A 15,026-nucleotide genomic window follows, 5' to 3' on the forward strand; every position below is an offset into this window, starting at 1 on the left:
CTCGAAAAACGCACGACACGCCGCTTCGTCGAATTCCGCCAGGCGCTTGCCGTCGTATTCGAAACCGCCCTCGATAATGGCGGCGTCCACGCTGACCGCGGCGATGTCCTGCGCCCAGTCCACCATGGGCGGGATGCCCACTGAAGCAGGCGCGCCGATGCGCAGGATGGCGATAGGCGCCAGGCCCTTGCGCTCCACGATGGCGTTCGTGCACTGCGTGGTGCCCAGCATGGCCTGCCCGATCTGCGCGCGATCGACGCCGCTATCGGCCAAGACGGCGTCAACCGCGCCCATGATGCCGCCGTAAATATCCCCTGACGTGGGGTTTTTCACCGCGGCAACAACGTTTAGATCCTCGTCGATCAAAACGGCGTCGGTGTTCGTGCCGCCTACGTCGATTCCCAACTTGTACATAGCCTTATGCTCCCTTCCGCGTGCAGCGCTCTTCAACGGGGATGTAATCGGTGTCCAGGCCGAAGTAGCGCGGCCCCACCAGATCGATGCCGGCCGGCGTGCGCCACATGTCGAAGCACTCCAGGCCCAACGCCATCACGCGCTTGCCGTACTTGAGCGCGTCGGTGGGAACCGGCGTGAAGGTGTCGGGGTCCACCAGGCAAATGAGGTCGGGGGTGGTGGCCAGGATCTCGCCGTCCACCACGCAGCTCAGGTTCTCGTTCTGGAACTCGACGTAAGCTTGGCTGCCCCGGTCTTCGGCAATGCCCTCAAGCACCACTTTGCCAAAGTTGAACGCGCCGCGCGTTTCGCGCAGAACGTCGGAGATCTTGCCCTTGAACAGCTTGTAGCCGCCCGTGAACTTAAGGAAGAACTCTTCGGGCGTCAAACCCGCCGCCGATGCCTCGCTCTTCGCCAGGCGAATGGCGCGGCCCAGCTCCTCGGAGCGCGTGACAATGCCGTGCACGCCGTATTCCCGGCACGTTTGCGTGTCCATGCAGAACAGCGCGATGGTCAGCGTGCCGCCGCAGGTCATCGTGGCAGCGCGGGCGATGTCTTCGGTCCATTTGTTCGTAATGGTATCCAGAATGCCCGAGTTGCCCTTCTCGTCGATGAACGCCATGGGCGTAGCCGACGCGCCGCCGATGGTGAACGTGACCATTTGCAGCTCCGGGAAAGCGCGGCCCATGCCGTCCACGTCCACCATGGGAATGCCCAAGCGCGCAGCGGCGGCGATGGGCAGCATGGAGTTCACGCCGCCCGCCTCGATGGGCATGGTGGCGTAGATGGGCTTGCCGTAGTAGCGCGACACCATGTCGAACAGCTTGGCGAACTCGTTGGCGCCGACGCCCTTCTCGGCCAGGATGGTGGGAGCGCCCATGGACGCCGCCGGCATGATGAGCGCGCCTTCGGGCACTTCGTCGATGCCGATCATCTGCACCGGGCCGCATTCCTTCACCGCCCCGATAGCCGTAAGCTTGCCGATGTAGGGATCGCCGCCCCCGCCGGCGCCCAGCAACGCCGCGCCTAAAGCGATGTCCTCGATTTCCTGGATTCCTAGTTCTCGCACGTTTTCTCTCCTTCGAACGATGCGTAGCTTATCTCAACCGGCACGTACGGTATGTCGAAACCGAAAAACGCAGGGCCGCCCAACGCGACGCCCTGGGGCGTGCGCCATGCAGCGTCGCACGCCAATCCTACTAATAGCACACGTTTGCCGTACTTGAGCGACTCGGTGGTCACCGGCACAAAGGTATCGGCATCCACCAGGCACACCAAATCGGGAACGCTCATGGCAACGCGTCCGTCCACTTCGGCGTACAGGTTCTCGTTCTGGAACACGACCGAACCCGTGCGCCCCCTATCGTCGCCCACGCCTTCCAGCACGGCGCGACCGAAGTTGTAGCCATCGCGCGTCTCGCGTAGCACGTCGACGATCTTCGCGCATAAGAACAGGTGCGCGTCCGATTCCTCCAGGAAGAACTCACGGGCGGAACGCTCGCGCGCGTCCTTCGCCGTGCGGATAATGCGGCCGAGGCGTTGAGCCAGGTCAACCGTCCCGCGAACGGCACACTCCTTCATCTTCGCGCCCGACATCGAAGCTCCCAGATTGATGAGCGAGCCGCCGCATGCCGTGGTCACCGCACGACCGATGGCCTCGGTCCAATCGTTGTCGATGGTTTCGATGAGAGCGCGGTTGCCCTTCTCGTCCACGAACGCCATAGGCGTGGTGGGAACGCCGGCCATGCAGTACGTATCCTGCTGCAATCCGGGAAACGCGCGGCCCATGCCGTCCACGTTGACCACCGGTATCCCCACGCGAGCCGCAGCGGCAATGGGGACCAGCGAGTTCAAACCACCGGCCTCGGCCAAGACGAACGCGTCGATGGCGCGGCCCAGCCTGCGCTCCAGCAGGTCGAGCGCACGAGCGTACTCCTGGCCGTTGACGCCCTTCTCGAGCACCACCGAGGGCGCGCCCACGCTGCCGATGGACGCCACCGTCCAGTCATCAGGCACCTCGTCGGCATCCAGCAGGCGCACCGGACCGCATTCGCGAATGGCAGCAGTGGTTTCGAGCGAGCCCATGTACGGATCTCCCCCGCCGCCAGCGCCCAGAAGCGACGAGCCCAACGCTATATCGGCGATGTCCTCCACCTGGATAAGACGCACGCTGCTGCCCCCTCTACTTACGATGAACGGTAAGTTGAATTGTACCGGGGAATGCCGGGAGTTTGGCCAATTTGTAAGCAAGAACGTAAACCACCATAGATACCGCTATGCCGTTCACCGGCCCGATGAAAAACGGCATGTCAAGAAACTCGAGGCCGGGAACAAGAGCGAACGTGCCGCCGGTCACCACGCCGACCGCGATACCGGCCGCAAGCCCGGCCAGGCCCGCAACCGAAAAGCCCTCCTGCACGCGCACGTTTTCAGGACGGCCTTTGCGCACCAGCCAGTAATCGGCAATCATCACGCCCGCAAGAGCCGGGCCGCACGCGGAAAGCACCGTGAGGAACGCCTCGAACTGCCCCAATATGCCGCCCACCGCCAGCACGATGCCCAGCACGCCGGACACGGCCGTGGTCCACTTGGATCCGTCTTCGTCGCGGCCCATCATGACGGCGAAGCCCAGCCCCGCCGAGTACACGTTGCCCGCGTTCACCGTCCACGCCGACAGCACGAGCGCCACCAGGCCCACTGCCGGAAGGCCTACCGAATTCATGATGACGGCGATGTCGGACTCGCCCGTGACGATAGCCAACGAAGCGCCCGCCACCAACGCCACGAGCGCGGCCGGAATCACGCCTAGCACGCATGAGAGCACGGCGTCTTTGCGCGTGCGCGCGAATCGGGCGAAGTCGCCAGCCGTGGCTCCCGCGAACGCGAACAGCCCTACGGCCATGTTGACGCCGGCGATGAACCCGATGGCGTCGGCCGGCAGCGGCACGTACCCCAACAGCGGCTCCAAGCTTCCTGCGCGCGCAATGGAAGCGCCCACGCCGTACAGGCAGATAAGCACCAGCAGCGGCGCGGCGACCGAACTCAACCATTTCAGGCCGTTGAACCCGATGACGGCCGTAATGAGCATGAGGGCGCCCAGGGCAACCGAGCAAGCCCACACCGGCGCCTCAATGGCGAACACATCGAGCAGCATAAGAGACAGCGAAGCCCCGCACACCGCCGTCTGCACGCCGAACCAGCCAATGGTCACCACGCCCACGATGAGGGAAACCAGGTAGCGAGCGCCCGCGCGCCCAAGCGCCGGTGCAGCCAAAGAAGCGGTAGGAAGACCCAGGTCAGCAGCCTGCATGCTAACGAAGCACATATACGCCACGATGAATCCAAAACCAGCGAGCGTGGCAAGGGCGGCCCCTGAAAGCGCCAGCCCCATGCCCAAAGCGGCGCCGACCATGAGCGTGGGCGCGCTGAACATGCCGCCTGCACGGACAAAGGCTATGTCCAGCCAAGACTTCCGATCGGATTCGGCAACGTGCAGGCCGGCGGCAAGGCTGGCTGGCGATGACGCCGCTTCGTCAGCCGCCGCGGAGAAATCAGGTGCTGAAGACGTCATGCGCGTCCCCTTTTCGCTGTTCATGTTCGGATAAGGATGACCTCGAAGTGTAGCATAACCCGCCTTGTGCACGTGAGGGGCAAAGCGCGCGGGATGTGACCGGATGGAGGCGACGCGCGGGCAAGATGGGGGGGGTTCGGGTCGCGGCGCGGGTGCGAGCGGGCAGGGGTTGGACGGGGCTGGATGGGAGCCGGATGGCAAAGCAAGGGGCGCAAGCGACGCGCGTAGTCTATGATAGGCGGAGCGCCAAAACGATTGCAGGACGAAGGAGGGGCGTGCCATGGACGTCAAGCTGCACTACCGCGAGCAAGGATCCGGCACGCCGCTCATCTTGCTGCACGGTAACGGCGAGGACTCAACGTACTTCGAGCATCAGATCGAACGATTCTCGCGCAGCTTTCGCGTGATCGCCCTGGACACACGCGGGCACGGCCGATCGCCGCGAGGGAGCGCCCCGTTCACCATTCGCCAGTTCGCCGACGACCTGCTGCGATTTATGGACGCGCACGCTATCGAACGCGCCCATGTTCTGGGATTCTCGGACGGCGGCAACATCGCGCTCACGTTCGCGCTCGCACATCCGGATCGCGTGGACCGCCTTGTCCTGAACGGCGCGAACCTGAACGCAGCCGGCGTGAAGCGATCCGTGCAGATTCCCATTGAACTGGGGTATCGCGCGGCGTCGCTGTTTGCCCGCTGGAGCAAAAAGGCGCATGACAACGCCGAGATGCTGGGGCTTATGGTGAACGACCCGAACATCGATCCGCGGCAGTTGAGCAGACTTGACGTGCCGACGCTCGTGATAGCGGGCACGGACGACATGATCGAGGAGGGCCACACGCGGCTGATCGCGAAAAGCCTGCCCGATGCGCGCCTGACGTTCGTTCCCGGAGATCACTTCGTGGCAGCCAAGAACCCCGAAGCATTCAACCGCGAAGTCGAGCGCTTCCTGCTCGAACGCTAAGGCCGTGCCGCTGGCGCGCGCCAATCCTCCACCAAGTCAATCAACTCTTGTTGAGAGTGAACGCCCAATTTGGCATATATATGCTTAACGTGGCTTTTCACCGTGTTTCGAGAAACTACGTAATAGTCCATGACGAATTGCCCGTTGCGCCCACGCGCCAACATCGCGAATATCTCGGTTTCGCGCTCGGTCAAACCACAATCCACCCCGATAAAACGACATCGTTCCTCAATGCTCGGCGCAACCGCAACGCTCGTCGTCGCGTCTCCCCTTTCGCCCCGCGGCGCAGTTTCGTTTTCCGACAACTCGTTTCGCATCCGCGCGCGATCCGCCGACGCGCCCATGCCCACTACGCCCTGGATAGTGTCAGTGAAACTGAACTTCCGAAAGCCCAACCACAGGAAAGCAACGAACGCGAACAGCACCGTTTCGGCAATGAGCATGGCGGCATCGCCATTCGTCCCCACCAAGTCGTTCGTCGTATGACCGGCAACGGCGCCTATATCGGTGCCGACAGCGTTCATGCAGCGTATGAGCGCATACGTCGGCAGCAATGCAAGCAGGTTGCGCCTTCCAACCGAAAGAACCACCAGCCACACCAGCATGTCGAAACAGCGCACGCCAATGCGCAATAAAGCATTTGCCGAAGGAAGGCCTGTCAAAAAAGTAAAGGGAGCAATGATGAATCCGGCGACCACAAGCAGTACTGAAAAGGAGAACAGCAGATCCTCCTTGCCCTCCCCGCCGGAGAGCAGCATCCAGACCGCCACGCCCATCAGAACAAACGCCGAAATCTCCACGCCTACCGGGGCGTGCGAAACTTCGTTAAGCGTCAAACCGTACCCCGTTGCCACGCTAAACAACGCCGCACATAAAAACAAAGCGTGCGCTGGCTGCAAAAACGATTCAGGATTAGAAAGCTCAAGACTGGCCGGAGACGCGCCGCGCGCCACTTGGTCAAGCCTTAGACCGCCGCGACGGTACAGCAACATGATGACCAGCGCGTGGCAGGCCACAACCTCGACAACACCCACCTGGAACAACACCGGCGGATGAACCACGCGCACCACCTCGCCCAGCGCCGTGCCGCACACCACAGCAACCAGCACCGCTTCCATCGAACGCAAGGACGCCAGAGTGCATAAAAGCATGACGGAAGCCCAAACCGAAGCAACGTTCGAAAACAGGAAGCCAACAATCGTTAGAGGCCCGTTGCCAAGGGATAGCGCGAATTCCAGCACAAAAGCCGCCGTGATTGCGCAGCCGAGCGCACCTACGGTTAACAGCCGTCGATCAAGCAGAACGGGCTTGCGCGAGGCGACGAGGAACACCCCTAAAAACAGCGCGCCCGAAAACAGCGTGGCCACCTCGCGAGCGATCCCGCAGTACTCGGCCACGCGCGCATACAAACTGGCATTTAAAACTCCGCCAACAAACCCCATGACGGCAAAGCCCACCACGCACAGCAACGTAACCGAATCCACAGCCTCTCCCAAGCTACGAATTCGTTGTGCAACCGATTGCAAGGTCCCTCCCCCCTTGATCACGTGTCCCCATTGTACGTGAAACACGCCCGCACTGCGAGCGCAGGAAGCGTCAATTCAATCTCCATCAGGCATAACGCGCACAAATCACCCCATCGGGGGGAGCAGAAGCCACCCTATGACACCAATCGAAACGCCCCTTGCAGGGTGGTTTCAGCACCGCGCAACGTCGATAAGGTGAAGACCGAGGGATGCCGCATGACGCCGTCGGGCGGCAAGAGAACATATTTGAAGGAGGAACATATGAAATCACAGGGAATTTCTCGCCGCAGTTTTTTGGGCGGCGTGGCAGGAGCCGGCGCGCTTGCCGCTATCGGGCTAGCCGGCTGCGCTCCGCAAGCTCCTAGTTCGGGCGATGCTAAAGCAGCAGGCTCCACCGAAGCGAAAGCAGCTCCCAATGGCGTCGTAGCCACAGACAACGGCAGCAGCGCCATAACCGTCGACTGGCTGGGATCTGCGCCCGAAATTGCCGAAAGCGACATCACGGAAACCAAGGACACCGATCTTCTTATCGTAGGCGCCGGCAACGGCGGCATGATTGCAGGCGCCTACGCATCTGATCAGAAGATGGACTTCATCTTATGCGAGAAGGGCTCCGAAGTGGGCGCCACGCGCCATTGGTTCAACGCTGTTGATACCAAACCCTTTACCGACCAGGGCTATTACACCGACCGCGCTCGCCTACACGGTGAATGGGCTCGCTATTCCAGCGGAACATGCGACCAAGCTCTCATCAACATGTGGATGAACGAGAGCAACGACATGTTCGAGTACGTCGACAAGTACATGAGCGCTGCTGGCGCGAAGGTCATCGCCGATGAGTTTGAAATGCCCGGCGGCATGGGCGCCACCCCCTTCTACACTCCGTGCGGCGAGCATCACTACGGCAATGCCGAAGGCGGACGGGACGGCATTCCGGAGCGCAACAAGCTGTTCGAGCAAATCATGAACGACAACGGCTACCAGATTTCCTACAAGCACGAATTAGCCAAGCTGGTTACCGACGAGTCTGGCAAGGTAACGGGTGCCATCTTCAAGACCGACAACGGCTACACCCAGATCAACGCCAAGAAAGGCGTGCTGCTGACAACGGGCGGCTACAGCGCCAACCCCACCATGCTGTCCGCCCTGTCCCCCATCACCACCGCCTCGGTTACCGCTTTGGGCTACAACCAGAACAACGATGGCATGGGCATCAAAGCCGCCCTGTGGGCTGGTGCCGTAAAGGATATCACCAGCGCAACCATGATCTTCGACCGCGGCCTGGTAGCTCCCGGAACCACCGCCGGCTACACCCAGGAATCCATCGAAGCCGGCAAGCCGCAGTTCCCGAGCAACGGCCAGTTCAACGCTGGCACGCAGCCGTTTTTGAAGGTAAACCTGAAAGGCAAGCGTTTCGCTTTGGAGTCCGCCGACTACGACTACCTGCCGCACGCGGCGGCTCAGCAACCTGGCGGCGTGTACATCAGCGTATGGGACGGCAACTTCGGCGAGGATGTGCAGCGCTTCCACACATTGGGCTGCAGCGCCGGCACCCGCATGGGCGTTCAGCGGGTCAGGCGCGAAGACGGCACGTACGATCTGGAAAAGTACTTCGAGAAGGAGCTTGCAGACGGCCGTCTGCAAATGGCCGATACGCTTGAGGAACTGGCCGACAAGCTGGGCTTCGACGCCGACGCGAAGAAGAACTTCCTGGCCACCTGCGAACGCTACAACGAGCTGTTCGATGCTCAGGAAGACGTGGACTTCGGAAAGGAAGCGTACCGCCTGTCCGAGCTTCGCACGCCTCCGTTCTTCGGCGCTACGCTGGGCGGCACGCTGCTGACCACCATCGACGGCGTTCGCATCAACGCAGACTGCCAGGCCCTCAATGCAGAGTTTGAGCCTATCGAAGGATTATACTGCGCCGGCGACTGCTCGGGCTCCCTGTTCAGCGGCAACTATCCCGACCAGATGCACGGCGTAGCTTGCGGTCGCACCATGACCGAGGCGCTGCATGTGGTCAAGCTGCTGGCAGCCAAATAGCGCAATACCCCTTACGGTCGCGCACACCCCTCCCACGCGCGACCTTCCAACACGAAGCGCCCACCTATCTCGGTGGGCGCTTCGCATGTCCATCTGCAGTCTAGGCAGGAGTGCGCCATTCGCACGGATCGGGCGCAGCCAGCCCCCTCACGCCGATAATGATCATCTCGATACCGTTGGCAAAGGAGTCTTCGGTATAGGCGCTGCGCACGATGCGTTGCCACGGAGGCAGACAAGAGGACTCATCGCCATGCGTCTCTTCTGCGCTTCGAAGACGAGCGGCTCCGATTGCGCTGGCGTTGAATCCCGAGAGAAACGCATCGACCATCGCCCATGCTTTGGCAAGAACGTCCTCCGGCATCCCTTGCGCGAGATGCAGGGATACGATTTTTTCCGTATGCGCCGCCAGTCCCGCATACGAAACGAACGGATCTATTCCGTTGTCCACATCGTGCATGTGCGGGTGCGCGAAGAACTCCCGATGGATCGAGGTCATGGTGCGGCGCAGCGTATCATCCCAGCGTTCACCGGGAACGGGGTCGGTATCCATCGTTTCCATGAATCGCGTAAGCACCGCCGCAAGCACTTCTTCGCGCGAAGAAAAGTGCGCGTAAAACGCCATGGCCGAAACGCCCAGCTCCGCTCCGAGCGCGCGCATGGTAAACGTGCTCAATCCATCGCGATCGATCATGCGGTAGGCAGCATCAACGATAACGTCCTTGTTCAGTCCGCATTTTCGATTCCTCGCAAACTCCGAGCCCACGATGTTCCCTCCCGACGCGCATACGTTTCATCATCAGCATAGCACGACGATTCGCGCGCCCCGAGGCGCCGGACGCACATCATGCGAAAACCAATCAGGCCGGCACAAAGGCCGGCCTGCGTATTACGCAATCAAGAAGCAGGGACTTAAACCGCTATGCAGACAAGCGGCGAATCGCGCCTAGGCCGTCTTGGGATTATGGGGCCAATCATGACAATGGAGGCACTGGTTGTCGGTGACCTCCTTGTCCTTCGCATGGCAATTCACGCAGGAATTGTAACCTCCGTGGATAGAATCATGAGGGTTGCTGGCTCCGTACGATGACGTAGTTTCAGCAAGAGCCTCGTAGCTTCCACCATGACAGCTCAAGCATTGCTCATCGGACACATAAGCCCCCGCGACGTCGCCAGATGTTTGCGTCGTCGCCACAGACGACGAGCTTTCCTGAGTTCCGCTTGGCGCGCATGCCGCAAGCCCGAGCGAAAAGCACAGCGCGGCGGCAAAAACGACAGTTTTCACGCGTGCGGATCGGTTCGCATTCAACATAGTTCCTTACGCTCCCTTCACGGCATGCTCGGCAGCCACGTAGCCGAACGTGACAGCCCTACCGATAGACGTTCCTGGAATATGACGCGGGTAATTCCCTGCAAAGAAGTTCCCCGATGCGTTGCCGACAGCGTACAAGCCCTCGATAACCTGATCATCCGCGTCAAGCACACGACAGTCGCCGTCGATAGTCAATCCGCCAACCGTAGCTAGCACGCAGCTATTCGTAGTCAGGGCAAAGTAGCGCGTACCCGTAAACGGCATGGTTTGGGAGAGATCACGCCCGAAATCCCTGTCTACGCCATCCTTAAAGAACTCGTTGTAACGTGCGATAGTGTCCGCGAGACCCTGGGGATCTACGCCGCACTGCTTTGCAAGCTCCTCAGGAGAGGAACCCTCGAAGAGCCACCCCTTCTCCTTAAACTCGTCGACCGCGTCTTCCATGCCTTCGAACATCGTCTCGTCGAACACTTGCCAGCAATTCTTTCCATAACCGGGCTGGGCGTTTTGAGCATTGGACACGCTCTGGAACGGAAGATCCTCGCGCACGAAGCGCTTTCCCTGACCGTTGACCATAAGCGCGAAGTAGACAGCGTTCCACGTACGTGCATCGTAAAACGAATCCGGATTACCCCAACGAAAGTTCATGATCGGCTGCGGGCAAGAATCCATCTGAGCACCTATCTTGATACCCATCAGGTGTCCGTCGCCGGTAGTCCCCCAACCGGGATTCCACCAACTCGACGTCGCGTAGTCCTCCGGTCGCGTCCAGGCTTGCATAAGATCAGGGTTCGCATCGTAGCCGCCAGTGGCAAGAATAACGCCTTTGCCGGCATTGATCTTCACGTACGTATCACCGCTTTTAGCGATAACGCCACTTACGCGACCGGACTCGTCACGAACCAACTGCACGCCGGGAGTTTCAAAGCGCAGATCCAAATTGTCGTAGAGCTTTGCTACTTCCTGCATTTCAAGGCACACGTAAATGCCCGAATAGCCAGAACGCACGCCCGCATCGGGCGGAAGCGAGGGGCTGTCGTAAAAACCCAGCTCGGTATCAATAAGCGGGTTCAACGCAGGCATGCCGTTAGTAGAGGGAGCCCCTTCAACCTTGGATATAACGAAGCCGTTTTGCCCCTTGTCCAGCATCGACTGCCAGAAATCCGTAGCCTCCCCCGAGCGATCAACATACGTACGCGTGGGTTCAGGACGCACGCGCCAATATGCGCTTCGATATATCTCATCGAGCAGCGCCACCTTGTCGATAGCTGTGCCTTCCTGGCATTTCGCACCTGCGGCGCCAAAGCACTCGAAGCAGCCGCGACCTTTCGTCATTTTTTCAATGCAGATAACCTTCGCGCCTTCTTCTGCAGCTTTGAGGCTTGCCATAAGGCCGCCGATGCCGGCACCCACCACCACGATGTCGCAGTCTTCGGTAGACCCTATTTCGCTTGCAGCGATGTCGCGATCCTCGAATCCGACCGGCCCGCGCGGTCCAGGGCAAGCAGCCTTGTTTACCGGAATCAGGTTTGTGTCGCTGGCAAGCTGTCGGTACACATCGCCCGCATCGCTTGATGACGCACCAGCTGCCGCGTCATCGGCAAACGCGATGCCCGCAGATCCGAATGCGCCCATCGCCCCAGCGGACAACCCGGCCAAGCCGACGCCCTTCAGGAACGAACGACGTGAAACGTCCGCTTCTCCCATTGCTCCTCCTTTGTTGATGCCTTGGTCCGGCGTTTAAGCCGGACTCCCCCAGTGCTTTCTTTACACTGTAAAGCAAATGGTAACGCGATTTCTTTACGCTGTAAAGTAAGAGATCTCGCGCCGCGCCTAAGCACCCTAAAAACCAGGAGCACTATTAGGACGGCTAGAAACGGTTTAGCCCCGCATCGACTGCAAGCGAGAGCCTTTCATCACCCGGAATGTCGCAAGACAAAAAACCGCTCGCCCAGAACGGAACGAGCGGTCAGAAACCTCCGCGCAAAACCTACTTCCGCACGCCGGTCATCGTTTGCTCTACGATGCTGTTCATGACGTCGGCGGTGAGCATGCCGGTGACGTATCCGAACACGTTACCGTCTTTGTCGATCATGAACGTAGTGGGAAACGACCTGATCCCGTACGCGCTGAACAACTGGCCCTTTGTGTCCATCAGCACCGGATACGTGATGCCGTATTCCTTGATGAACGATTTCACATCGCCCTCGGAAGCATCGCTGTTCTGCGGTCTATCGGCGGTTTTAGGATTCGCCACGCCCAGAACCACCAGATCGCCCTGATTCTGACCACGATCGCGGTACAGTGCCTCGATATCGGGAATCTCGCGCTGACACGGCCCGCACCACGTGGCGAAGAAGTTCAGGAACACGGTCTTGCCGCGATAATCGGACAACTTATGCTCCACGCCATCCTGATCAACCAAGGAGATATCGGCCATGGGAGCCAAAGCGGCATCCTCCGAGGAACCCTTTCCAGCAGCGTCCCCATCAGGCGACGATGCGGACGACGAAGGCTGCTCGTCCGAGTTCGTCTTGCCCGCATCGCCCGCCCCATCAGCAGGCTGCTCCTGCGCGGCGGGAGCGGCGCCGAACGAAGACAGGTAGCTGGTCACGCCGTTCATCCATCCCGTCACCGTCATCAAGCCCATGACGATGAGCAGCGCTCCTCCCACCTTCACCGTGTACTTGACCACGTTTCCGTGCGTGCGGAAAAAGCGCAGCACCTCGCCGGTGAACAAGCCCACCATCAAAAACGGCAGCACGAAGCCCAGCGTATACACGGCCACCAGCACATAGCCCCACGCCGCCGACGCGCTCGACGACGCCATAAGCAAAACGCCTGCCAGCACCGGCCCCACGCACGGCGTCCACGCAAAGCTGAACGTAAAGCCCAACACCAAGGCGACCAGGGGATTCATAGCGAACGAGCCCAGGTTGAACGGTAGGCGACGCTCGGATTCGATCAGGCGCGTCTTGCCGAACGCGCCCAGCATGTACAGGCCGAACGCCACCATGATGATGCCTGCCACCATCGAGAACACGCGCTGGTTGCCCGTGAAAAACTGCCCGAGCGCCGTAAACCCAAAGCCCAGCAAAAAGAACGCGAAGCTCACGCCAACAACGAAAAACAGCGTGTTCACGAACACTTTCTTGCGCGGGTACTCGATGAGCCCGTCTTCGCCCACCTTGCCTGCGCCGCCGGCAAGATAGCCCACGTACAACGGAATCAACGGCAGCACGCAGGGAGAGAAAAAGCTCAGAAGTCCTTGCACGAACACCGTCAAAGCGGGAATGCTCGTTTCGAGAGAAAAACCCATGGGACGTCTCCTAATCGGTCGAATTGCTTGGGATCAGCGAATGGGGATGCGTCGCACGATCGGCGTCTCGAGCGCTCGGCTCGAATATGCGCGCATCGATGTCGGCTACGCTCGTGCGATCAAGCTCCTCGAAACAGCGCTTGTTCAGGTCGGCGAAGATGCCGTCCATGACATCGGCCATCCCGCACGCGATAAGGCAATCCATGTCATGACTGCCGCTGTGCCAGGTCGATTCGACGAAACGCACGCCCAAAGCGTCAGCCACCGTTCGCAGGCTCACTTCAGCAGCATCGGCCGCGAATCGGTATCCGCCCACGCTTCCTTCGCGCGTCGACACCAGGCCCGCGCGCTTGAGCGGCACCATCACCTTGCGCACGCGCGCCGCATTCGTGCAAATGTTCTCGGCAAGCGCCTCGCTCGAAACGGTGTCCGCCTTATGGTTCAAATACACAAGCGCGTGCACCGCTACCATGAAATCGCTGTTCATACTTACTCCGAAAATCGAATGGGCCGATCGAGGACAATCGGCCCCTGTCTGCTGCACCTACTTATACAACAGTTCTGTACTCGTTTTCAATACAGTTTACAAATCGACATATGGCAACCTCGCCGAAGGCTCGAAAGCTCGTTCCAAGAACTTCGAGCGCAAACGCTTGTCCCGCCTTGATTCTCTGAGCTAGATGAAAGCGGAGCTGTTTTCGTACGTGCTTGGAAGCTGATCGGTTCGCTCCAGATAGAAAGCCGCCTGCACCGCCTCCATGTAGGGGTTCAGCCAGAGAAAGCCTATCCCAAGGGTCAGAACCGACAGGAGCACCCAACCGACGAAGGTCAGGTTCAACCAGAACAGCCGGCCTTTGTGCCCCCTCATAAACTCTTTGGACTGGCCGATGGCGTCCATTACGCCGATATCCGGATTTTGCGCCATGATGTAGGGAGCCATAGCGTAGCGGTAGGCGGCGATGATGCCCGGGATGATAAGCAGCAGCGACCATGCAAAAATGAGGAGCCACATGGCAAGATTCAGCAAAAAGCATTTGCCCAGATTCGAAAACTTCGAGAACAAGACGTTGAATTCCGCAGGGGCGTCTTTCTTGATCAGGTTGATATTGAACTGGCAAAGCCCTTGACGCACCGCCCCGCCGATTATCAGAACAACAACGCCGTAGATGCCGACGACAACGCTCAGAAAGCCGGACGGCTCCGCAAAAGCAAGTTCGAACGCGAAGGGAGCGGGCTCGAACGCGAAAGGAATACGCGCCAAGTATTGGAATCCGTCAGAACTGCCGACAGTATAGAAAGCCTCGCCCACCTGAACGGTGAAAGACGGCAATACGGCAACATTCACGTCGCCCATGATCACGGCTACCAGCGTGACGACGAGCGCAACGCCCCACATGCCCCGCAGAACACTCCGAGCAAGGGCGCGAATCTGGCTTGCATGCATGGTGGCCTCCTTTTATCCGGCAGGCTTAAAGCCTAGCACACCCCCGAAGGCGGGAAGGCGATCGTAAAGCCAAAATCGAGGGCGCGCAACTGCACAGCATCGCCAAAAGGATCGTCGCTGGCGGGTCCTTCAAGAGAAACGGCGCTTCCCGCAATTCGGCGCATCGGGCAAGCGTCCGCCGACCGACAGCAGAACATACGGATGCGAGCATCGCCCTTCCGCCCGCATCCGCATGCCGGACTAGCGCTTCAAGCTTCCCAGAATACCGGTGCGCTTCGGAGGGTTCGGCAGATGGATGAGGCGCGGCTCGAAGTCGAACAGCTCATCGGTGCTCACCGTAGAGCTTACGGTCAAGCAACTCTTCAAGCATGCATCGGAGCACAGGCGGCACTGCACG

General features: G+C 60.1%; 13 protein-coding genes. 2 read left to right on the top strand and 11 right to left on the bottom strand.

The genetic code is table 11. The features are described 5' to 3' along the window. The 4 genes from ACMNI9_RS00720 to ACMNI9_RS00735 all read right to left on the bottom strand — a co-directional run. Positions 1-414 (bottom strand): hydantoinase/oxoprolinase N-terminal domain-containing protein (locus tag ACMNI9_RS00720; RefSeq protein ID WP_418830326.1); only part of this gene is annotated, 414 nt, incomplete at its 3' end. A gap of 4 nt (positions 415-418) precedes the next feature. Further along, a complete protein-coding gene (locus tag ACMNI9_RS00725) occupies positions 419-1,522 on the bottom strand; it encodes a DUF917 domain-containing protein (protein ID WP_418830329.1) in 1,104 nt (367 codons plus the stop codon). Further along, positions 1,510-2,622: a DUF917 domain-containing protein gene (locus tag ACMNI9_RS00730; protein ID WP_418830330.1), complete on the bottom strand. Its 1,113-nt coding sequence runs from the start codon at positions 2,620-2,622 to the stop codon at positions 1,510-1,512. Before ACMNI9_RS00730 ends, ACMNI9_RS00725 begins: the two co-directional genes overlap by 13 nt. Positions 2,623-2,635: 13 nt before the next feature. Then, the gene (locus ACMNI9_RS00735) at positions 2,636-4,024 is read right to left on the bottom strand and encodes a cytosine permease (RefSeq protein ID WP_418830333.1); all 1,389 of its coding nucleotides are present in this window, start codon (positions 4,022-4,024) and stop codon (positions 2,636-2,638) included. 280 nt (positions 4,025-4,304) lie between these two features. Between ACMNI9_RS00735 and ACMNI9_RS00740 the strand changes: the two genes are divergently transcribed. Beyond that, on the top strand, positions 4,305-4,988 hold the full coding sequence (locus ACMNI9_RS00740; protein WP_216528798.1) for an alpha/beta fold hydrolase: 684 nt from the start codon (positions 4,305-4,307) through the stop codon (positions 4,986-4,988). Here the strand turns inward: ACMNI9_RS00740 and ACMNI9_RS00745 are convergent. Continuing rightward, positions 4,985-6,472: a helix-turn-helix transcriptional regulator gene (locus ACMNI9_RS00745; protein ID WP_418830336.1), complete on the bottom strand. Its 1,488-nt coding sequence runs from the start codon at positions 6,470-6,472 to the stop codon at positions 4,985-4,987. The genes ACMNI9_RS00740 and ACMNI9_RS00745 overlap by 4 nt on opposite strands. Positions 6,473-6,775: 303 nt before the next feature. On the opposite strand from ACMNI9_RS00745, the gene ACMNI9_RS00750 reads away from it, so the two are divergent. Further along, positions 6,776-8,557 (top strand): FAD-binding protein, encoded by a 1,782-nt coding sequence (locus ACMNI9_RS00750; protein WP_418830338.1) that lies wholly within the window; start codon positions 6,776-6,778, stop codon positions 8,555-8,557. Between the two features lie 100 nt (positions 8,558-8,657). On the opposite strand, the gene ACMNI9_RS00755 is transcribed toward ACMNI9_RS00750, so the two are convergent. From ACMNI9_RS00755 to ACMNI9_RS00780, 6 genes are all read right to left on the bottom strand, one after another. Beyond that, a complete protein-coding gene (locus tag ACMNI9_RS00755; RefSeq protein WP_216528795.1) occupies positions 8,658-9,320 on the bottom strand; it encodes a TetR/AcrR family transcriptional regulator in 663 nt (220 codons plus the stop codon). 180 nt (positions 9,321-9,500) lie between these two features. Then, complete coding sequence (locus ACMNI9_RS00760; RefSeq protein WP_418830340.1) at positions 9,501-9,707, bottom strand: cytochrome c3 family protein; 207 nt, start codon at positions 9,705-9,707, stop codon at positions 9,501-9,503. A gap of 165 nt (positions 9,708-9,872) precedes the next feature. After that, on the bottom strand, positions 9,873-11,573 hold the full coding sequence (locus ACMNI9_RS00765) for an FAD-binding protein (RefSeq protein WP_216528793.1): 1,701 nt from the start codon (positions 11,571-11,573) through the stop codon (positions 9,873-9,875). A gap of 283 nt (positions 11,574-11,856) precedes the next feature. Continuing rightward, on the bottom strand, positions 11,857-13,185 hold the full coding sequence (locus ACMNI9_RS00770; RefSeq protein ID WP_216528792.1) for a cytochrome c biogenesis protein/redoxin: 1,329 nt from the start codon (positions 13,183-13,185) through the stop codon (positions 11,857-11,859). A gap of 10 nt (positions 13,186-13,195) precedes the next feature. Continuing rightward, positions 13,196-13,672 (bottom strand): RrF2 family transcriptional regulator, encoded by a 477-nt coding sequence (locus ACMNI9_RS00775; RefSeq protein WP_216528791.1) that lies wholly within the window; start codon positions 13,670-13,672, stop codon positions 13,196-13,198. A gap of 189 nt (positions 13,673-13,861) precedes the next feature. Next, complete coding sequence (locus tag ACMNI9_RS00780; RefSeq protein WP_418830344.1) at positions 13,862-14,629, bottom strand: DUF975 family protein; 768 nt, start codon at positions 14,627-14,629, stop codon at positions 13,862-13,864. Between the last annotated feature and the right edge of the window lie 397 nt (positions 14,630-15,026).

Origin of the sequence: Paraeggerthella sp. (assembly GCF_048427265.1) — a bacterium.
In the GTDB taxonomy this organism is placed as follows: domain Bacteria; phylum Actinomycetota; class Coriobacteriia; order Coriobacteriales; family Eggerthellaceae; genus Paraeggerthella; species Paraeggerthella hominis.